Origin of the sequence: Pseudomonas sp. URMO17WK12:I6 (genome assembly GCF_003253625.1) — a bacterium.
In the GTDB taxonomy this organism is placed as follows: domain Bacteria; phylum Pseudomonadota; class Gammaproteobacteria; order Pseudomonadales; family Pseudomonadaceae; genus Aquipseudomonas.
In genome coordinates this window covers 514,949-534,903 of the sequence record NZ_QKYZ01000001.1, presented here as the reverse complement: position 1 = coordinate 534,903, position 19,955 = coordinate 514,949, and the positions used below count along the sequence as shown (strand labels likewise).

The 19,955-nt window shown below is 61.9% G+C and carries 16 protein-coding genes; 6 read left to right on the top strand and 10 right to left on the bottom strand.

The features are described from left to right. Positions 1 to 11: 11 nt before the first annotated feature. From tssH to tssA, 10 genes are all read right to left on the bottom strand, one after another. Positions 12 to 2,690, bottom strand: coding sequence for a type VI secretion system ATPase TssH (gene tssH, locus F475_RS02545; RefSeq protein WP_111453066.1), 2,679 nt, complete (start codon positions 2,688 to 2,690; stop codon positions 12 to 14). Then, complete coding sequence (gene tssG, locus F475_RS02540) at positions 2,683 to 3,735, bottom strand: type VI secretion system baseplate subunit TssG (protein ID WP_086945203.1); 1,053 nt, start codon at positions 3,733 to 3,735, stop codon at positions 2,683 to 2,685. The genes tssH and tssG overlap by 8 nt, the downstream gene beginning before the upstream one ends. Beyond that, the gene (gene tssF / locus F475_RS02535) at positions 3,699 to 5,558 is read right to left on the bottom strand and encodes a type VI secretion system baseplate subunit TssF (RefSeq protein WP_111453065.1); all 1,860 of its coding nucleotides are present in this window, start codon (positions 5,556 to 5,558) and stop codon (positions 3,699 to 3,701) included. Before tssF ends, tssG begins: the two co-directional genes overlap by 37 nt. Continuing rightward, positions 5,555 to 6,067 carry a type VI secretion system baseplate subunit TssE gene (gene tssE / locus F475_RS02530; protein ID WP_018927413.1) on the bottom strand — a complete coding sequence of 171 codons (513 nt, stop codon included), beginning with the start codon at positions 6,065 to 6,067 and terminating at the stop codon, positions 5,555 to 5,557. Before tssE ends, tssF begins: the two co-directional genes overlap by 4 nt. Continuing rightward, the gene (locus F475_RS02525) at positions 6,061 to 6,486 is read right to left on the bottom strand and encodes a hypothetical protein (protein ID WP_019650056.1); all 426 of its coding nucleotides are present in this window, start codon (positions 6,484 to 6,486) and stop codon (positions 6,061 to 6,063) included. The genes tssE and F475_RS02525 overlap by 7 nt, the downstream gene beginning before the upstream one ends. Beyond that, entirely contained in the window at positions 6,486 to 6,938 is a 453-nt protein-coding gene (locus F475_RS02520) for a type VI secretion system amidase effector protein Tae4 (RefSeq protein WP_018927415.1), read from the bottom strand. Before F475_RS02520 ends, F475_RS02525 begins: the two co-directional genes overlap by 1 nt. Before the next feature lie 82 nt (positions 6,939 to 7,020). After that, on the bottom strand, positions 7,021 to 7,509 hold the full coding sequence (locus F475_RS02515; protein ID WP_018927416.1) for a type VI secretion system tube protein Hcp: 489 nt from the start codon (positions 7,507 to 7,509) through the stop codon (positions 7,021 to 7,023). An 86-nt stretch (positions 7,510 to 7,595) separates the two neighbouring features. After that, positions 7,596 to 9,089, bottom strand: a complete 1,494-nt coding sequence (gene tssC / locus F475_RS02510) for a type VI secretion system contractile sheath large subunit (protein WP_018927417.1) — start codon at positions 9,087 to 9,089, stop codon at positions 7,596 to 7,598. A gap of 15 nt (positions 9,090 to 9,104) precedes the next feature. Next, positions 9,105 to 9,614 carry a type VI secretion system contractile sheath small subunit gene (gene tssB, locus F475_RS02505; protein WP_007894500.1) on the bottom strand — a complete coding sequence of 170 codons (510 nt, stop codon included), beginning with the start codon at positions 9,612 to 9,614 and terminating at the stop codon, positions 9,105 to 9,107. A gap of 80 nt (positions 9,615 to 9,694) precedes the next feature. Continuing rightward, positions 9,695 to 10,726: a type VI secretion system protein TssA gene (gene tssA, locus F475_RS02500; protein WP_111453064.1), complete on the bottom strand. Its 1,032-nt coding sequence runs from the start codon at positions 10,724 to 10,726 to the stop codon at positions 9,695 to 9,697. Between the two features lie 404 nt (positions 10,727 to 11,130). Here tssA and tagH point away from each other — a divergent pair, with 404 nt between their 5' ends. The 6 genes from tagH to tagF all read left to right on the top strand — a co-directional run bounded on the left by tagH (position 11,131) and on the right by tagF (position 19,952). Then, positions 11,131 to 12,570 carry a type VI secretion system-associated FHA domain protein TagH gene (gene tagH, locus F475_RS02495; protein ID WP_111453063.1) on the top strand — a complete coding sequence of 480 codons (1,440 nt, stop codon included), beginning with the start codon at positions 11,131 to 11,133 and terminating at the stop codon, positions 12,568 to 12,570. Between the two features lie 75 nt (positions 12,571 to 12,645). Then, complete coding sequence (tssJ, locus tag F475_RS02490; protein ID WP_018927420.1) at positions 12,646 to 13,152, top strand: type VI secretion system lipoprotein TssJ; 507 nt, start codon at positions 12,646 to 12,648, stop codon at positions 13,150 to 13,152. Positions 13,153 to 13,168: 16 nt separating this feature from the next. Then, on the top strand, positions 13,169 to 14,503 hold the full coding sequence (gene tssK / locus F475_RS02485) for a type VI secretion system baseplate subunit TssK (protein WP_018927421.1): 1,335 nt from the start codon (positions 13,169 to 13,171) through the stop codon (positions 14,501 to 14,503). A 6-nt stretch (positions 14,504 to 14,509) separates the two neighbouring features. Beyond that, the gene (locus F475_RS02480; protein WP_018927422.1) at positions 14,510 to 15,808 is read left to right on the top strand and encodes a DotU family type VI secretion system protein; all 1,299 of its coding nucleotides are present in this window, start codon (positions 14,510 to 14,512) and stop codon (positions 15,806 to 15,808) included. Further along, on the top strand, positions 15,805 to 19,305 hold the full coding sequence (tssM, locus tag F475_RS02475) for a type VI secretion system membrane subunit TssM (RefSeq protein ID WP_111453062.1): 3,501 nt from the start codon (positions 15,805 to 15,807) through the stop codon (positions 19,303 to 19,305). The genes F475_RS02480 and tssM overlap by 4 nt, the downstream gene beginning before the upstream one ends. Further along, entirely contained in the window at positions 19,302 to 19,952 is a 651-nt protein-coding gene (gene tagF / locus F475_RS02470) for a type VI secretion system-associated protein TagF (protein ID WP_064621130.1), read from the top strand. The genes tssM and tagF overlap by 4 nt, the downstream gene beginning before the upstream one ends. Positions 19,953 to 19,955 lie beyond the last annotated feature (3 nt).

Below are 19,955 nucleotides of genomic sequence, written 5' to 3'. Positions count from 1 at the left end.
AGGAGGGCCGCTTAGGCGGCGTCGCTGAAGTCGTAGTGCAATTCGTTGTCCCGGGCGCTGATCCGCACCCCTGCCAGCGCTTTGCCTTCGAGCATGCGGGTGAGGAACTCGCGGCTCATGTCCGGTAGCAGGCTGTTGGTCAGAATGGTGTCGATCATCCGCCCGCCGCTTTCGGTTTCGGTGCAACGGGAGACGATCAGGTCGATCACCGCGTCGTCGTAGTCGAAAGCCACCTTGTGGGTGTTCTCCACGCGCTTCTTGATGCGGTTGAGTTGCAGGCGGGTGATGGCCTTGAGCATCTCGTCGCTGAGCGGGTAGTACGGAATGGTCACCAGGCGGCCCAGCAAGGCCGGCGGGAAAATCTCCAGCAGCGGTTGGCGCAGGGCCTTGGCGATTTCTTCGGGCTCCGGCATGTTTTGCGGGTCTTTGCAGACCTGGGCAATCAGCTCGGTGCCAGCGTTGGTGGTCAGCAGAATCAAGGTGTTCTTGAAGTCGATCACCCGGCCTTCGCCGTCCTCCATCACACCTTTGTCGAAGACCTGGAAGAAGATCTCGTGCACGTCCGGGTGGGCCTTTTCCACCTCGTCCAGCAGCACCACGCTGTAGGGTTTGCGCCGCACGGCTTCGGTCAGCACGCCGCCTTCGCCATAGCCGATGTAGCCCGGTGGCGCGCCCTTGAGGGTGGACACCGTGTGAGCTTCCTGGAATTCGCTCATGTTGATGGTGATGACGTTTTGCTCGCCGCCGTACATGGCTTCGGCCAGCGCCAGGGCGGTTTCGGTCTTGCCCACGCCGGAGGTGCCGGCGAGCATGAATACCCCAATCGGCTTGCTCGGGTTGTCGAGGCCGGCGCGGGAGGTCTGGATGCGTTTGGCGATCATCTGCAAGGCGTGGTCCTGGCCGATGATGCGTTTTTTCAGGTGCAGGTCGAGGTTGAGCACGGTTTCCAGTTCGTTACGGGCCATGCGGCCCACCGGAATCCCGGTCCAGTCGGCGACCACCGAGGCCACGGCCTGGTAATCGACCGTCGGCAGAATCAGCGGCGTTTCCCCTTGCAGGGCGCTGAGACGCTGTTGCAGGTCCACCAGTTTTTCGCGCAAGGCGTGGCTGGTCTCGCTGCCGTCCTCGCTGTCCACCACGCCGACGCGTTCACGCAGGGTGGCGCGGGTGGCGAGCAATTCGTCTACCAGGGTTTTCTCTTCGGCCCAGCGACTTTCCAGCTCGGCGAGGCGTTCGCGTTCGGCACTCAGCAGGTTTTCACTTTGGGTTTGGCGGGCGCCGATGACGATGCCGATGGCGTGCTCGCGGGCGATGATCTGCAGCTCGGTTTCCAACGCCTCGATGCGCCGACGGCTGTCGTCCACTTCGGCCGGCACGGCGTGCAGGCTGATGGCAACGCGGGCGCAGGCGGTGTCCAGCAGGCTCACGGATTTGTCCGGCAGCTGGCGCGCGGGGATGTAGCGATGGGACAGTTTGACCGAGGCTTCCAGGGCTTCGTCGAGGATCTGCACCTGATGGTGTTTTTCCATGGTCGAGGCCACGCCGCGCATCATCAACAGCGCCTTGTCTTCCGACGGCTCGGCCACTTGCACCACCTGGAAGCGGCGGGTCAGGGCCGGGTCTTTTTCGATATGCTTTTTGTACTCGGCCCAGGTCGTGGCGGCCACGGTGCGCAGGGTGCCCCGGGCCAGGGCCGGCTTGAGCAGGTTGGCCGCGTCCCCGGTGCCGGCGGCGCCACCGGCACCTACCAGGGTGTGGGCTTCGTCGATAAACAGGATGATCGGTTTTGGTGAGGCCTGGACGTCTTCGATGACTTGGCGCAGGCGCTGTTCGAATTCACCTTTCATGCTCGCGCCAGCCTGTAGCAGGCCGACGTCCAGGCTGCGCAGTTCCACATCCTTGAGCGCCGGCGGTACGTCACCGGCGACGATGCGCAGGGCAAAACCTTCGACCACGGCGGTTTTACCGACGCCAGCTTCACCGGTCAGAATCGGGTTGTTCTGCCGACGACGCATGAGGATGTCTACCAATTGGCGGATCTCTTCGTCACGGCCGACGATCGGGTCAAGCTTGCCACTGCGCGCTTGTTCGGTGAGGTCGACGGTAAAACGCTTGAGCGCTTCCTGCTTGCCCATGGCACTTGGGGCCATGGCGCCACTGGCTTCACCGGGCACGCTGCCGGCGTTGAAACCATCGCTGGCGCTGAGTGCATTTTCCGGCGAGTCGCCGACGTACTCGTCAAAACGCTCGCTCAGGGCCTCGACCTTGATCTTGTCGAACTCTGCCGACAGTCCCAGTAATCCATGGCGCAGGCTTGGGGTCTTGAGGATGCCCAGCACCAGATAACCGGTACGCACCTGGCTTTCGCCGAACATCAGGCTGCCGTAGACCCAGCCACGCTCCACGGCTTCTTCCACATGGGAAGACAAGTCAGTGATTGACGTCGAGCCCCGTGGCAAACGGTCCAGGGCGTCGGTCAGGTCCCGGGCCAGGCGCGCCGGCTCGATATTGAACTGGCGGATGAGGCGGTGCAGGTCCGAATCCTGCAATTGCAGCAACTGATGAAACCAGTGGGCCAGTTCCACATAAGGGTTACCGCGCAACTTGCAGAACACGGTGGCGGCTTCGATGGCTTTGTAGGCCACGCTGTTGAGTTTGCCGAACAACGCGGCGCGACTGATTTCACCCATGCTCTTGGCTCCTTGAGATCTGTGAGGTGTTGGCTTGCTCGGCGTAATGCCGGGCCAGTATTAAGTCCTTGGCATCTTTTGCGGGCTTGCCCACCCAGGTATTGAACCCCAGGCGGAAGCGGCCATTGAGTTGCAGCGTCGGCACTTCGGGCTGTTTCAGAACCAGGTTCAGATCCCAGTCCAGTTCATGGCCCAGGTATTCGGCCACCCAGGCCACCAGCTCATTGAAGGATGGGCTGCCGGGCAACATGCTCATGTAGTCGTCCAGCTTGAGCGGCCCCAGGCGAATGCGGAATTTGTGCTGGCGATCCCAGACGCAGCGGCCCAGGCAAAAATCCACGCCCAATTGATGGGCGCTGACGCCCACGCGGCTGCGCTCCGGCAGCACCAGCCATTGGCCGACGTACTCTTCGATCTCCACCGGCAGGCCGAAGTACTCGCTGATGATTGCCTTCAAACCGTCGGGATAGCGGGTTTGTGCCGACAGATGACCGCTGTAATGCAGCTTCGCCGTGTCGGGTATCAGGCCTTGTTTGAGCAGGCTCGGCATGCCTCGACCGCTCAGCGCTGCCAGACGTGCCGACCAGTAGTCATCGTCCGGGCGATCATGGCTGACTGTCGGTCGCGCTTCGGCCCAGGCCCGGTAAAACAGGCTCAGCAGGCGATGGTGGAATACATCCAGAAAGCGTTTGCTGGTGCTGTCGGCGTTGTTGCGCTGGCGTTCACGCACATATTCGGTGAGGTGCAACGGCAACGGGCCGTTGGGGCCGCCGAGGCCAAAAAAGAATTGTTCCAGACGTGCCGGCGAACCGTCGATGCCCGGCTGTACCGAGGCCAGGGTCGCCGGAGCGAAGGTGCAATCGGCTTGCTGCCCAAGGCGCAAGGGGTCATCGGCCAGGCGCAACGAATGACCCAGGCGCGGAAGCTCAGGCGATTCGCACTCGATGCGCCGTAATGCCTGGAAGAAGTCGTATTCCCAGGGCTCCTGGTGCATCGCGTCCAGGGTATTCACAGGGTCGGACGACGTCCGGGTTTGGCTTTCCATCGCATGATCTCGCCGCGCTCGGTGGTACGGATCACCGTCTCGGTAAAACTGTTGATCGACACGTAACGTGCCAGGAAGCGCTCGAACACTGCACCGAGCAAAAAGACGCCCGTGCCACGAAACGCGTTCTCATCGAATTCCAGGGTGATCTCCAGGCCGCGGCCAAACACGATCGGGCCCGGCATTGGCAAACGTCGGGTGCAGGCCTTGCTGCTGACTTCGCGCAGGCCTTCGATCTGCAATTGCAAGGCTGCATCGTTGTCGTCGCCATACAGGCGCAGCAGCTCGCGCAGGGCGGCGGCGCCCTGGCCTTGCTCGCTGAGGGACAAGTAATTGAGCGAAAGCTGGCTGATCAACCGCCAGGCCTTGGCGTCGTGGGCATGGCTGGCGCGTGGGCGGCTCGGGCCGGCCACGCAGCGTACCGCCGCTACCGGTGCGCTGTCGGCCAGGGTGAAGTCGGTCTTGTTGTTGCCCACGCTCATGAACAGCGGCAGGTCGCGGTTGGTGCATAACGCCGTTACGCCCAATTGGCGCAGGTCGTGACGATAGGGCGCCTGCTGGCTGTCCACCAGACTGACGAAGGTTTCGCTGCCGATGTAAGTCGAACGTGGGCCGTTGCGCCGCTGGCCGCTGGAGAGCATGCGGGGTTCGCGCCGCACCGTGTAATACGCCTGATCGCGGCCGTAGCGAGACGGATCGCGGACGGCGTAGAACGGCAAAAAAGGCTGTTCCGACCCGGTGCCATGGCCGGTGAGGGCGGTCAGGGAATGAATCTCGAAATCCATCGGCCGGGTACGGTCGGCGATCACATGATGTTCATTCACCCGTTCCGACAAGTGGATGCGATCCAGGCGCTTGGGAAACAAGTTGATTGCCGGGGTGCAGAACGGCAGGAACTGTGCGGCACCGACACTGCCTTCCAGACTCGGATCGTGACGGTCGAACAGCACGATCAATTCCAGCTCCTGGCCCTGGCAGCGTTTGACCGCCCGGCTCAACCCGGTGAAGTCGACAAACAGAAAGCGGCGGGGCAGGGCGAAGTATTCCTGCAACAGGCGATAGCCCTGGAAGGCTCGCGACACCACGGGCAGCGCGGCGTCGGTATCGTCGAACCCCACGGAGCGCAGTGCATCCTGGGGCAGGCGTTCTACCCAATCGCCGCCGGGCTGACGGGCGAAGACGGCGCAGGCGTTACCCAGCAACTGTTCGTAGAGGCGAAAGGGTTGTTCGTCGGCGCCGTTGAGGTACAACGGCAGGTTGTCCAGGGCCAGACTGTTGAACGGCAGTTCGGCACCGGTGCGCAGGGTCAGGCGCAGGCCAGCCTTGGCCTTGGGGGCACTGGCGGCCAGGCGCCCGAGCACGGCGGACGGGTTGCCGAAGTACTCGGCCTGGCTGACCTGCAATGGCCACAACGTCACCGCATGGGCGGTGCGGTACTCACAGCAGGTTTGGCTTTCGCGACCCAGGGCTGCGCGCAGAACCGTATCCCGGGGCAACGGGAAGCCGCTGCTCAGTGAGCCTTCATCGGGGTCTGCCTGCAATTGCACCACGGTCATCGACGGTGTCGGCGCCAGGTAATGGGGGTACGCGATTTCCAGCAGGTTGTGAGTGAAGGTCGGGTATTCGGCATCGAGCTTGAGCTGTACCCGCGCCGTCAAGTAGGCGAACCCTTCCAGTAAGCGCTCGACGTACGGATCGGCGCAGTCCATGCCGGACAACGTCAGCCGACTGGCGATTTTCGGGTATTCCTGGGCGAACTCCGCCGCGCTTTCGCGTACGTGGTGCAATTCCTGGTTGTACAGTTCCAGCAGGCGCGGGTTCATGAGTGTCTCCGCTGGTCGGCGTTGACCACTCGCACATGGCCGGATTCCAGGTCCAGGTCGGTTTGCAGCATCAGGCGCAGCGGCACTGGCTGCGCCCAGAGATCGCCTTCGATCTCGAAACTCAGGGCGTTGTGATTCATCTCGGCGGATGCCCGGGCCCGCACGCGCAGGGTATGTCGCAGAATCCGCGGCTCGAACGTGGCGATGGCCTGGTGGATCAGTGCTTCAAGCGCCGCGATATCGACGTTCGATGCACTGTTGCCGGCCAGGGCTGGCAGCCCGAAGTTGACCACCGAAGTGCCGGCCGGTGTGTGCAGCGTCGCATCGGCGCTGAGCAATGAAGTGGTGTTGAGCAGCCACGCCAGGTCCCGCAACACCGAGGCTTTGAGTTGGGTCAGGGACAGCACGCGCTTGTCGGCGCTTTCCTTGAGGTTGCCTGGGTCGTCGTCGGTCAACCGATCCAGCAGGGACGGTTGCAGGCGATCACGGGTGGCGATGTCGGTTACCACGTAAATGGCGCTACATACATTTTTTGGTCCCCTCCCGTGCCGCAGGACGCAAACGTGTTGACCGCTCCCGCCTCCAGCCCTCCCGGGATCTGGCGGATAGCCTGCATTTTGCTGAGGCAGTCGCGGCTGGGCGCAGGCATGTGCTCGCTGCGCCAGACCGAAAATATCGGGATGTTGTTGAACGTTTCTACGCGCAGTTGCTGTTGTTTATTCAGGCTGAAGCTGCAAGGCCATTCCATGTCCAGCTTCATGCGACTCTGGTCGGGTTTGACCAGCGTGCATTGACCCTGGTCGTCAATCAGGCTGAGTTGCTGCCCAACAAAGACGGCCTGGGTTGTTGGCATCTGGGCATGTTCGGCGCATGCGCTCAGGCTGGTCAGGCTTATCGCCAGGCACATGGCGAGCCGGTGATTTTTCATTATGCGAGCTCCCAGAACCAGACAGCTCTGGACCTGTAAAAGAGGTCGCCGGTTTGGGTCAGGCCCCGATTCCATAGATCAATATGATCGCCAGTACGATTGTCCGCCGACTCCCCTGACTGCTGGAAACAGTCCTTGAAGAAGATAAGCCCGGTCTTGCCCATCAACGTGCGACGCTCCTCGGCGCTGTTACCCAGAATGGTTGGCCGCCCCAGATGATGCTTCCACAACCAGTTCGCCAGCGACTCGGCACCCCGGGCGTGCTCATGTGCACACTTGGGTTCGGTATAGGTGGATTTGTTGACCTTGATGGTCAGCTCTGCATTGAGTGTCGCGCTCATGCGGATAGCACACTGGTTTTCCCAAGGGCCCTCACAGGGCTTGGCGTCAGGATACGTAACCAGAAGGTCGGAATAGGCTTTCCACAAATTGACAAACGAAGGCTTGGCCATGACTCAGACACCGGATGGGAAAGGATTGGATTCGAGCAAGCACCAAAATGCCCCCGGCGCATAACGACGGGGGCACGTTCGATTACACCTTGACGTTCTGGCGGATGTTCCAGCCGAACTTGATCGGCCCGCCTTCCTTGGTGCCGTCGGCTTTTTGCGGCTGGTAGTCCACCAGCACCTTGGCGAAGTTCAGGGTGACGTTTTCAGTCAGACGATCATCGCTGCCCGAGCCGCCGGTGCTCAGGGAACTGATCAGCACTTCTTCCAGGTTGATGATCATGTACTCGACCTGGCTTTCGCCGCCGGCCTTGCGCACGGTCAGCTTGACCTTGTCGATGTGCTTGCCGCTGGCGCAGTGCATCATCAGGTTGGGTGTAGCCTTGTCGACGTACTTGGTCAGCGACAGGTCCTGGACGTTCACCTTGCCGGCTCCGCCGCCGCCGCCCACGTGCATATTGCCGGACTGAGACATGCCCCAGCTCCAGTTCAAGACGTCGATTTCGTCCTTGTGGGCCTTGTCCATGGACTCGCCCTTGATGTCGCCGATCTTGATGAAAATATCAACAGCCATGTTCTCTCCCTGTGTGGTGTCTACCACGTTGTGTTTTTCTGATCGTTCCCACGCTGAGCGTGGGGACGATCACATCAAGGGCGGTGTTACGCGCCTTTGGCCGAAGGCAGCTTGGATACCAGGCGCAGTGACACAGTCAGACCTTCGAGCTGATAGTGCGGGCGCAGGTAGAACCGGGAGTTGTAATACCCCGGGTTGCCTTCCACCTCTTCGACAATCACTTCGGCCGCCGCCAATGGGTGCTGGGCCTTGGTGGTTTCGGTGGAGTGCGCTGGGTCACCGTCGACGTAGTTGAGGATCCAGTCCTGCAACCAGCGCTGCATTTCGTCCTTCTCTTTGAAGGAGCCGATCTTGTCGCGCACGATGCACTTCAAGTAATGGGCGAAACGGCAGGTGGCGAACAGGTAGGGCAGGCGCGCGGCCAGGTTGGCGTTGGCGGTAGCATCCGGGTCGTCGTACTCAGCCGGCTTTTGCAGCGACTGGGCGCCGATGAACGCGGCGAAGTCGGTGTTTTTCTTGTGCAGCAGCGGCATGAAACCGTTCTTCGCCAGTTCCGCTTCACGGCGGTCCGAAATGGCGATTTCGGTCGGGCACTTCATGTCCACGCCACCATCGTCGGTCGGGAAGGTGTGCGCCGGCAGGTTCTCCACTTCACCACCAGACTCCACGCCACGAATGCGCGAGCACCAGCCAAAGTGTTTGAACGAGCGGTTGATGTTCACCGCCATCGCGTAAGCGGCGTTGGCCCAGGTGTACTTGGAGCTGTCGGCGCCGTCGGTGTTTTCTTCGAAGGCGAAGGCTTCCACCGGGTCGGTCTTGGCACCGTACGGCAGGCGTGCCAGGAAGCGCGGCATGGTCAGGCCGATGTAACGCGAGTCTTCCGATTCACGCAGCGAGCGCCAGCCGGCATATTCCGGGGTGGTGAAGATTTTGGTCAGATCGCGCGGGTTCGACAGTTCCTGCCACGAGCCCATGCCCATCACGGTCGGCGATGCGGCGGCAATGAATGGCGCGTGCATGGCGGCGCAGACTTTCGACAGTTCGCCCAGCAATTCGACATCCGGCGGCGACTGGTCGAAGTAGTAATCGCCCACCAGGCAGCCGTAAGGTTCGCCGCCGAACTGGCCGTATTCTTCTTCGTACATCTTTTTGAAGATCGGGCTCTGGTCCCATGCGGTGCCCTTGAATTTCTTCAGGGTCTTGTGCAGGTCGGTCTTGGAGATGTTGAGCACGCGGATCTTGAGCTGCTCGTCGCTCTCGGTGTTGTTGACCAGGTAGTGCAAGCCACGCCAGGCGCTTTCCAGTTGCTGGAACTCCGGGTGATGGATGACCTGGTTGACCTGGGCGGTGAGCTTGGCGTCGATGGCGGCGATGATCGACTCAATCGACTTGATGGCGTCGTTGGACACCAGGTCGGTCTGCGCCAGGGCCTGTTCGGCCAGGGTGCGCACGGCGGTCTCGACGGCTTCACGGGCGCGTTCGGTCTTGGGTTTGAATTCTTGCAGCAGCAGGGAGGCGAACTCGCTGGCTTCTTCGGTGGTGCCCAGTGTCTGGGCGCTTGCGCGTACTGGATCGGTCATGATCATTCGTCCTGATTAAGCCTGAGGCTCGGCGGGCTTGGGCGCACTGGCAAGTGCCTGGAGCAGCGCCGGATCCTTGATGGCCTTCATGATGATTTCTTCGGCACCGGTCTTGCCGTCCATGTAGGTCAGCAGGTTGGCCAATTGAGTGCGCGCTTCGAGCAGCTTGTTTAGCGAGTCGACTTTGCGCGCCACGGCGGCCGGGCTGAAGTCGTCCATGCTTTCAAAGGTGATGTCCAGGCTCAGGTTGCCTTCGCCGGTCAGCTCGTTGGGCACGTGGAACGCAACGCGTGGCTGCATGGCCTTGAGGCGGGAGTCGAAGTTGTCCACATCCACTTCAAGGAACTTGCGATCGGCCACAGGTGCCAGAGGCTCGGCGGGCTTGCCGGCGAGGTCAGCCATAACGCCCATTACGAAGGGCAACTGGACCTTTTTCTCGGCGCCGTAAAGCTCGACGTCGTACTCGATCTGCACTCGAGGCGCACGGTTGCGCGCGATGAATTTCTGAGAACTTTGCTTCGCCACGTTGCTGCTCCTGGTCGCTCAAGCGACGGTGTTGGCGTCATCGGCGGTGCCGGTGACGTGACTGCGTGATCCGTACGCTTTTATTCGCTGTCTGGTCCGCGCAGGTTTTCAAATTGGCTGATGCCGTCGGGAATCAGGTTGCGCACGATCGCCGCGAAGTCGGCGTGCACCAGATTCTTTGCCCGATTCAACAGCACCGGCAGGGGGCTGGAGGGCTCGTGACGGGTGTAATACGCAAGAATCCGGTCCAGGCTGCGCAGCACGTCGTCACGGTTGTTGATTTCGCCGCTGCTGGCGTTGGCATTGCGCGGCGCGCTTGGCGCGGTGGGGTATTCAACCGGCGCGGCACTGTCGTCGCTGATGGCATCGGGCTGGGGGCTGTCGCCGCTCTGCGGGGCGAATTGGCCGAGAATCTGCAAGGCCATTTTGAGCGGTTGCTTCAATGGGCCAAGGTCAACGCCCTGGGCGGAGCCGACTTGTTCGCTGACGTGTTGCTCGATGGTCTCGGCGGCGCTACGGGCCTCGTGCAAGGCTTTGCGGATGATGTCCAACTGTTCGGGATCGCTGTCGAGGAACGCTCCGGCGAGTTGTTCGGCGCCGAGGTTTTCGTCAGGGAAGCTTTGCAGACCGCTGGCGTTGGCGGCGGCGCGCAGGCTGACAGTGCCAAAGGTTCGCGAACGGGCCAGGATACTTTCGCGCAGCAGGCGAATGGTGGCATCGGACGCCAGGCCGGCGAGGGCATTGATGCGCACGGTGGGATCGTTGTCGTCTTCGGCATCCAGGCGTGGATGCAGGTCGGCCCAGTATTGCTTGAGCAATTCGCTGATCAGCGTCAGGACGCGGGCCAGGCCGGGGACACCTTCCAGGGCAAGGGAGCTTTGCAAAAGGAAATGGGTGATGCGCAGGTCTTTGCTGCGTTGCAACAAATCCAGGCTTTGCTGCTGGATGCTGCGCCATTCAGGCGGTTCGGCAGGCAATATCGAATCGCCCATGCTGCGCTCGGGCTGGCCTTGGGAATCGCGTTCCAGGCGCAAAAAGTCAGCGTCGTATTCCAGATCTTCGCCACAAGGCGAAGTCGCGGAAACGGCGGCGAGCAGCAAAGGCACTTCCACTGAAATTGATCTCCCTATCGCCCGCGACAGAAACGGGCAGTTCACACGTTAGTTCCAAGTGGAACTTCGCATGTTTCCTTGTGTGTAATGGCCCTTTGGATCCTCTGTGATCTTAAAGTGCCATCACTGTATTCAAGAAAGTTGTTCATTTTTGGTGTAGTACTTATGGCTTGTCAAGGTAAGCTATTTCTCCTGTGTGACAGATGTGAGGTGCTTAACAACCCTCGCGACCGGTAGGTCCAAGAAGGTACTGACGCAGATTTTTTGTCACGTAAACCGGTTAAGATCAGCAAATGTGCTGGTAAAAAGCTGTTTTTTAGGTTGTTTGCAAGGTTTGTCGGCGAGCTTCGCGGGGATTGATCCCTTCATTCGCCGGCGCGCAAAGTGTGCAGCAAGGAGGCAAGATGCCGCTGTGTTTGACTATCACTAGTTATCACAAGATTACCCCTGGTCAATGCTCTGAAAAATCCATGGATCAGGGAGTAATGGCAATTGGCCGTAATTCTGATAATGACTGGGTATTGCCCGATCCAGAGCGCTTGGTTTCCGGAAAGCATTGCGTTATTCAATATAAAGATGGCCGGTATTATTTAACCGATAACAGCACTAATGGTGTGGAATTGGTTAAGGCCGGCATTCGTCTGCGCAAAGGAAACAGCGAGCCATTGCAAGATGGGGAAGTTATCCGCATAGGTGATTATGAAATCCAGGCGCGCATCGATTTCAATCTGCCGGTGACTGACAACAACCCTTTTGCCGATTCGTCCAACAGCTTCGAGGCTCTGATGGGGCGTCAGGGCGCCGGCGTGGCTACGCCGACATCGTCGCCCATGACACCGCCTGCACATTTCCAGGGTGTGTCGGCCATGGACACGCTGCCGGACTTGTTCGACTTTCTGGCACCGACCACCGTCCCGCCGGCCACCCAGTCCGACCATGTCCCGGCTGAGCAGCACGATTTCCGCCCACCGACCCCGATCCCCAACCCGACGCCCATGGCCGAGCCTGTGCCGCTGGCGTCGGCCCCAGCCCCAGCCCCAGCGCCGGTGATTCCGGAAGATTGGGACCTGTTCAGCGACAAGCCCGCGCCGGTGGCGGTTGCCCCCCTGCCTGTCGCCCCCTTGCCTGTTGCAGAAGTTGCGCCACCACCCGTACCTCAAATCAGCGTGCCGATCGAGCCGGCACCCCTGCGCGAACCGCCCGTGGCTATCGTTGAGCCCCCGGTCAATCCGGTCAGCCCGGTCGACCATTCGCAACCCGACCTGTTACGAGCCTTTCTGCGCGGCGCCGGGCTGGATCAAGTGCGCCTGGAAAAGGCCCAGGCCGAAGCGCAGATGGAAAACATCGGCCGCAGTTATCGATTGATGGTCGAAGGCCTGATCGATGTCTTGCGCGCCCGCAGCAGCCTCAAGGGCGAGTTTCGCATTCAGCAGACGATGATTCAGCCGGTGGAAAACAACCCGCTGAAATTCGCTCCCAACGTCGATGAGGCCTTGCTGCTGCTGTTGCGCCACACCAATCAGGCGTTCATGGCGCCGGACCTGGCGGTGCGCGACAGCTTCGATGACTTGCGCGCCCACCAATTGGCGGTGATGGCCGGTGTGGAAGCGGCGATCAAGCATCTGCTGTCGCGTTTCGAGCCGGCACAACTGGAAGAGCGCATGGGCAAGCCCGCTGGCCTGTCGAGCATTTTCAATGGTTCACGACAGGCCCAGTACTGGCAGCAGTTCACCGAGCTCTACAGCAATATTTCCCGTGAGGCCCAAGAGGATTTCCAGGACCTGTTCGGTCGGGAATTCAGCCGCGCCTACGAAGAACACAGTACCAGGCAACGCCGCCGCTGAGCGTGGCCGTTGCATAACGGCATTCAGAGCAAAGAACGGAACAACGGATAGCTGAAACGTCATTGAGGACGCAGGATGATTCACAGGTTTTTACTCGCAGTCGCCACCGCGCTTCTGCTGACCGCGTGTGCCAAGGAGGCCACCAAACCCCAGCCCGAAGAGGCTGAGGCCGACACGGCCGCCGTCGAGTTGCACTTTCACGCCATCGCCGGGCTCAACCCCGGAGCCACTGGCCAGCCGGCCCCGGTCCGGGTGCGCATTTTCGAATTGAAGAATGCCGCCACCTTCGGTCGTTCCGATTATTTCGCACTGGCCGAACGAGCCCAGGCGACGCTCGGTGCGGATCTTATCGACCAGGACGAAGTGCTGATCCAGCCTGGCCAGCAGTTGAGTCTGCAGCGTGACCTCGATCCGGCCACCCGCCATATCGGCGTGCTGGTGGGGTATCGCGAGCTGGATCAGTCGCTGTGGCGCACGGTGATGAACGTCCCGCCGCGCCAATACACCGAATACCAGATCAGCCTCGACGTGCGAGCCGTGCGCAGCGCCGTCGCGGTTCCCCCATCCAGCCCTGCCCAATAAACAATCGGAGCCCCCCATGTCCTGGAACAATCGCGTGGTCTGGTCGGAAGGCATGTTCATTGGAACGCAGCACTTCCAGCAGCATGACCGTTACCTGGAGAATCTCATCGACGCCCGGAGTCGCCCATTGTCGGCCGGTGCCTGGGGGTTTTCTGAGTTGCTGATCGACCAGGGCCTGCTGGCCCAGGGCAAACTGGCGATCATCTCGGCGCGTGGCCTGTTGCCAGACGGCACGCCATTCAACATTCCCCAGGATGATCTGGCGCCGAGCCCGCTGAATATCGATGACAACCTGCGCGATGGTTTGGTGTACCTGGCCTTGCCGCTCAAGCGCGCCGGCGCGCGTGACACCGTTGACGAAGGCGAGGCCCTGGGCGCTGCGCGCTATGTGAGTCAGGTGCGCGAAGTGCGGGACGACAACGCGCCGTTCGAAAACCAGGCCCCGGTGGCCGTGGGGTCGAGGGCACTGCGATTATTGGTCGCCCGGGATGGCATCAGCGACTACGCGGCCATCGGCCTGGTGCGAATCAAGGAGAAACGCGCCGACCGCGCCTTGGTGCTCGATGACACTTACATCCCGCCGCTGCTGGATGTGGTCGCCTCCACGCCCTTGGCTGCGTTTCGCAACGAGCTACTGGGCCTGCTTCATCAACGCGGAGAAGCGCTCGCTGGGCGGGTGGTGGCGTCCGGTGCCGGCGGTGCTTCGGAGATTGCCGACTTCATGCTGCTGCAACTGGTCAACCGTGCTCAGCCGTTGATCCAGCACCTGAGCCACTTGAGCCCTTTGCATCCCGAGCGCTTCTACAGCGAGTTGGTGAGCCTGGCCGGGGAATTCTCGACTTTTACCGCTTCCGGGCGGCGACCGCAGGAATTCCCGCAGTACCAGCATGATGACCTCGCGCTGAGCTTTGCGCCGGTGATGCAAGCCCTGCGTGAAGCGCTGTCGATGCTGATCGACAGCAAGGCCACGCCGATTCCGATCGTCGAAAAAGCCTATGGCATTCATGTGGCCATGCTGGCTGACAAGACCCTGCTCGACAACGCCAGTTTTATTCTGGTGGTGCGCGCCGATGTACCTGCCGAGACCCTGCGCAGCCGCTTCGGCCTGCAGAGCAAAATCGGCTCGGTGGAACACATTCGCGACATGGTCAACCTGCAATTGCCGGGCATCGGTCTGCTGCCGCTGCCGGTGGCGCCACGGCAGATTCCCTATCACGCCGGCTCCACCTATTACGAACTCGACCGGGGCAGCGAGCATTGGCAACAACTGGCCAACTCCGGCGGTTTTGCGTTCCACATCGCGGGTCAGTTCCCGGGGTTGAACCTGGCTTTCTGGGCGATCCGAGGATAAACCGCGATGAATAACGACGATCGTACCCAGTTCATGCCGACACCCGGTGGCCGTGGCGCCGAGCCGGCCCGCCCGGACCCTGGCCGCGCCCAGCCCGCGCCACTGTCGATGCCGGCCGCGCCGCTGTTGACCGGCAAAGCCGAAGGTCTCAACCCCCTGGAGAGCGCCGCGGGCCCGCTGCTGGCTTTGCTGACCCGCTTGCGCAACACCATTGCCCACCCGGCACCGGCGAGTCTGCGGGCGCAACTACTGGCCTACCTGCGCCAGTTCGAGGAGCGCGCCGAGGCCGCCGGCGTGGTGCGCAACGATGTGTTGCTGGCCCGTTACGCCTTGTGCACCGCCCTGGATGAAGCGGTGTTGAGTACGCCGTGGGGTGGCACCGGCGACTGGGGCAAGCAGAGCCTGCTGATCACCGTGCACAACGAGGCCTGGGGCGGCGAGAAGGTGTTCCAGCTATTGGAACATTGCCTGCAAAGCCCCCGCGAACGTTTGTATCTGTTGGAGCTGTTGTACCTGTGCATGTGCCTGGGTTTCGAAGGGCGTTATCGGGTCATGAATGATGGTCGCAGCCAACTGGAGGCGTTGCGTGAGCGCACCAGTGCGGTTATCCGCAGCGCCCGTGGCGAATATGAGCGTGAACTGTCGCCCCATTGGCGCGGCGTGACCGTGGCGCGCGATCGACTGGCGCAATTCATGCCGCCATGGATCGCGGTGGCCATCGGTGTGGCGTTGCTGCTGGCCCTGGTGTTCGGCCTGCGCTTGAAACTGGCCGCCGATGCCGAGCCGGTGTTTAAAAACATTCATGCGCTGGGCGAGATCCCGGTGCAGGCCATCGACCGTCCGGTGGTGCAGCCGAAACTGGTCGAGCGGCCACGCTTGGCCGGTTTTCTCGCTGATGAAATCAAGGCCGGCCGGGTGGCCGTGGAAGATGCCGTTGACCGTTCAGTGGTGACTATCCGTGGCGATGAGCTGTTCGCCTCGGGCAGCGCCAGTATCGTCGACAATTTCCAGCCGCTGATGCTGCGCATCGCCGATGCCATTCGCAAGGTCAAGGGCCAGGTCCGGGTGACCGGTCACAGTGACAATCGCCCGATTGCCACCTTGAGGTTTCCATCGAACTGGGCGTTGTCCGAGGCGCGGGCCACTTCGGTGCTGCAAATCCTTTCGGCCAAGACCGGCCAGCCCGAGCGCTTCAGCGCCGAAGGCCGCAGCGACACCGAACCGTTGGCCTCGAACGCTACGACCGAGGGCCGCGCACGCAATCGTCGGGTCGAAATCACAGTGTTGGCGGAGGGGGTCGAGTGAAGGCGTTTTTCAGTTTTATGACCCGCTGGGTCATTCCGTTGCTGGGGCTGATCGCCCTGAGCCTGATCATCTGGTTTGTCGGGCCGCTGCTTGAACTCCTGGTGCCCGAAGGCCGGCGCTGGACGCTGATCATTCTGGTATTCGCGGTGTGGATCGCCTATCGAGTGTTTCGCATCATCCAGGCCCGCCGTCAGGCCGCCGAAGTCATGCGCAGCCTGGCGGCGCAAACCCCGCCGGACCCGACCAGCATCGCTACGGCCGAAGAGCTCGAAACCCTGCGCCAGCGCATGGACGAAGCCCTGACGCTGTTGAAGAAAGCCAAGCTGGGCGGCGACGAACGACGCAATCTCTACGAATTGCCGTGGTACGTGATCATCGGCCCGCCGGGTTCGGGCAAGACCACGGCGCTGGTCAACTCCGGTCTGCATTTTCCGTTGGCCGCGCAGTTGGGCGCCGGTGCGGTGCGCGGCGTCGGCGGTACGCGCAATTGTGATTGGTGGTTTACCGACCAGGCTGTGCTGCTCGACACCGCAGGCCGCTACACCACTCAGGACAGCGACGCGACGGTCGACAAGGCCGCATGGCTGGGCTTTCTGGGTCTGTTGAAAAAACAGCGGGCCCGTCGCCCGATCGACGGTGCATTTATCGCCATCAGCCTCTCCGACCTGTTGCTGGGCAGCGACTCCGAACGCGCCGCCCATGCCGCTGCGATACGCCTGCGCATTCAGGAGCTGTACGCCCAACTGGGCGTGCGCTTCCCGATCTACCTGATGCTGACCAAGCTCGATCTGGTGCCTGGGTTCATGGAGTATTTCGACACCCTGAGCAAGGAAGAGCGAGCCCAGGTCTGGGGCATGACCTTCGCTCTGGATGACGGCAAAAGCAATGACAGCCCGCTGGCCCATCTGCAAAGCGAATTCGCCGGTCTGGAGCAACGCCTGAACGATCGGCTGGTGGAGCGCTTGCAGCAGGAACGCGACCCGGCGCGACGCGATCTGATCTACGGTTTTCCACAGCAGTTCGGCGCGTTGAAGGATTGCCTGCAAAGCTTCCTTGAGGGCGTGTTCAAACCCAACGCCTTTGAAGAGCGGGCGCTGTTGCGCGGGGTGTATTTCACCAGCGGCACCCAGGAAGGCAGCCCGATTGACCGGCTGATCGGCTCCATGGCCCAGAGCATGAACCTGGACCGCCAGCACCTGGTGCGCCAGAACGGCACCGGGCGCAGTTACTTCATCGAAAAGCTCTTCAGCGCCGTGGCCTTTGCCGAGCGTGGGCTGGTGGGTGTCAATCCGAAAGTCGAACGTCGACGCAAGTGGATCGCCCAGGGCGTGCTGGCCTCGACCGTAGCCTTGGTGCTGGTGGTCGGGACCTTGTGGTGGGTCAGCTACCGCGCCAATCAGGCGTATATCGCGCAAGTCGATCAGAAAGTCGTGCCCCTGGGCCAGGCCGTGCAGAACCTCAGCCCGGCGCAGCGGGACGTGCTCGCCGTGTTGCCCTTGCTCAACGCAGTGAAGCACTTGGCCGATGATGCGCCGAACTGGGCCGAAGGCCTGGGTCTGTATCAGGGCGACATGCTTGAAGCCGAGTCCGGCAGCGTTTATCGCAAGCTGTTGATCGCGGTCTTCGCGCCGCGCTTGCTCACGCGTATCGAGGAGCAACTGCACGGCGGCGGCAATTCGGACTTCCTTTACGAAGGCTTGAAGGCCTACCTGATGCTCGCCGACAGCGAGCATTACGATGCTGATTTCATCAAGGCGTGGATCGCCCTGGACTGGGACCGCAGCCTGCCGCGCGACTTGCCGGCCGAGCAGCGCGTAGCCCTCGGTGAGCACTTGCAGGCGCTGTTCGAACGCCATCCGCCCACCGCACGTCTCGACCCACGCCTGATCGACGATTTACGCCGGCAGTTGCAACAGCTGCCGGTGGCCCAGCGTGTCTACGACCGGATCAAACGGCAGAAACTGCCGGACGGCATTGCGGACTTTCGTCTTAGCGAAGCGGCCGGGCACGATGCTGCGCTGGTGTTCAGCCGCAAGAGCGGCAAGCCGCTGGGCGACCCCTTGAGTGGCTTCTTCACGGCCAAGGGTTACCGCCAAGGGTTTTTGCTCACCAGCCTGAACCAGACCGGCACCCTGGCCGAGGAGCAGTGGGTGCTCGGTCGCGATCAGGCAGAACAACAGAACGTCGCCAGCCTGGCTGCCGATGTACGCCGTTTGTATTTCCAGGATTACCAGCGCCAGTGGGACGCCTTGTTGGCTGATATCGACTTCGTGCCGATCACCAGCGTGGCCCAGGCCGCCGATGTGCTGCGGGTGATTTCCGGGCCGACTTCGCCGTTGAAAAAACTGCTGGTGGCGGTGGCGAAGGAAACCGACCTGCAACAGGAAGAACGCGTGCTGGCCGCCAAGGGCGCGCCGGTGGAGGGCGGGGTCGACAAGCTCAAAGAGCGCTTGGGCACTTTGCTCGGCCAGGAGCAGGCGATGCAAAACACGCCTGAGGCCAGTGACGATCCAGTCACCGCGCATTTTGCCGAACTCAACCGCATCGTCAGCAAGAACGAAGGCGAGCCGGCAGCCATCGACGGCCTGCTGGCCGACATGAACGCCCTGTATGTGCAGGTCAGCGCCATGGTCGGTGCCAGCGGCGACGCCTTGCTTGGCGAAGCCAAGAACCAGGCCGCAGCGGCGGCGACGCGGGTCAGCCTCAACGCCGAGCGTCAACCGGCGTTGGTGCAGGGCCTGGTCAAGTCGGTGGTCAACTCCACCACCAACAGCATGATGGGTGGAGTACGCAATCAACTGAACGCGGCCTGGACCAGCGAAGTGGTGAACATCTATCGCCAGTCCCTGGCCGGGCGTTATCCGATGTCGCCAGGCAGTGCGCGGGACGCGACCCTCGACGACTTCGGTCAGTTCTTCGGCGTGGGCGGGGTGATGGACAACTACTTCCGCAAATACCTGCAGCCCTACGTGGATACCTCGACCCAGGCCTGGCGCTGGCAACCGGGCGCCGCGCAGAAGCTCGGCATCGCCCCGGGCGTGCTGCAAACCTTCCAGCGGGCAGCGACCATCCGGGATGCGTTTTTCCGTTCCGGCGGTACCCAACCGATGGTGCGCTTCGAACTCAAGCCCGTGGCCATGGATTCCACCATCACCCAGTTTTTGCTCGACCTCGACGGCCAGCAATTGAGCTACGACCACGGACCTAGCCGTCCGACCGCCATGCAATGGCCCAACCCCGGCAGCATCGGTGTGGTGCGGATCTCGATCATGCCGCCCACGGCCAGCGGTCGGTCCGGCATCACCCTGGACGGGCCCTGGGCCTGGTTCCGCCTGCTCGAGCAATCGGACCTCACCGCCGGCAACTCGCCGGACCGCTTCAACCTGCGGCTGCGGGTCGACGGCGCCAGTGCCTCTTATGAGCTACGGGCCAACAGCGCCTTCAACCCGTTCAAGAGCCGTGTGCTCAGCGGTTTCAGCCTGCCGGAGCGCTTATGAGCACGCCGGGCTTCTATGGAAAGTTGGCCAGTCGCGGGGACTTTGTCAGCCGTGGCTTGCCGCAGAGTTTTATCGGCCCTTGGGATTCGTGGCTGGCGGCGGGGTTGCTCGCCAGCCAGAGCCTTGGCGACCGTTGGCTGAATGCCTATCTGGTCAGTCCGCTGTGGCGCTTTATGGTTGCGCCCGGTGTGTGTGGGCCGCAGGCCGCCGTGGGGGTGGTGATGCCGAGCATTGATCGGGTTGGCCGGTATTTTCCGCTGACCGTCGCGGTGCTGCTGGATCACGACGCTGATCCTGCGTCGGTGATAGGCGGTTCGGATATCTGGTTTGAACAGGTCGAGCAATTGCTGTTGAGCACCTTGAACGTGGAGGCAAGCTTCGAGGCCTTCGGTGCAGGACTGGAGGCGCTGGGCAGCCCGGCTTATCTGCGACGCACCCCGAGCGGCCGTTTTGCCGGTTTGCACCGCTTTGATGTCACTGATCCGCAGGCGCGAATGATCGCCCTCGCCGAACAGGCCTGCGAAGGGGCCAGTGTGTGGTGGGGCCAGGGTTCGGAGCGCATCGCCCCCGGTTTATTGCGGTGCCAGGGCCTGCCGGCCGCCGCTGATTTTGCGCAATTTTTGCTCGGCCAAGAAGGTGTTGTGTAGATG

Excerpts from the sequence above, each read along its gene's own strand:
- tssH (WP_111453066.1), bottom strand. The coding sequence starts at position 2,690 with ATGGGTGAAATCAGTCGCGCCGCGTTGTTCGGCAAACTCAACAGCGTG.
- tssG (WP_086945203.1), bottom strand. The coding sequence starts at position 3,735 with ATGGAAAGCCAAACCCGGACGTCGTCCGACCCTGTGAATACCCTGGAC.
- tssF (WP_111453065.1), bottom strand. The coding sequence starts at position 5,558 with ATGAACCCGCGCCTGCTGGAACTGTACAACCAGGAATTGCACCACGTA.
- F475_RS02525 (WP_019650056.1), bottom strand. The coding sequence starts at position 6,486 with ATGAAAAATCACCGGCTCGCCATGTGCCTGGCGATAAGCCTGACCAGC.
- F475_RS02520 (WP_018927415.1), bottom strand. The coding sequence starts at position 6,938 with ATGGCCAAGCCTTCGTTTGTCAATTTGTGGAAAGCCTATTCCGACCTT.
- F475_RS02515 (WP_018927416.1), bottom strand. The coding sequence starts at position 7,509 with ATGGCTGTTGATATTTTCATCAAGATCGGCGACATCAAGGGCGAGTCC.
- tssC (WP_018927417.1), bottom strand. The coding sequence starts at position 9,089 with ATGACCGATCCAGTACGCGCAAGCGCCCAGACACTGGGCACCACCGAA.
- tagH (WP_111453063.1), top strand. The coding sequence starts at position 11,131 with ATGCCGCTGTGTTTGACTATCACTAGTTATCACAAGATTACCCCTGGT.
- tssJ (WP_018927420.1), top strand. The coding sequence starts at position 12,646 with ATGATTCACAGGTTTTTACTCGCAGTCGCCACCGCGCTTCTGCTGACC.
- tssK (WP_018927421.1), top strand. The coding sequence starts at position 13,169 with ATGTCCTGGAACAATCGCGTGGTCTGGTCGGAAGGCATGTTCATTGGA.
- F475_RS02480 (WP_018927422.1), top strand. The coding sequence starts at position 14,510 with ATGAATAACGACGATCGTACCCAGTTCATGCCGACACCCGGTGGCCGT.
- tagF (WP_064621130.1), top strand. The coding sequence starts at position 19,302 with ATGAGCACGCCGGGCTTCTATGGAAAGTTGGCCAGTCGCGGGGACTTT.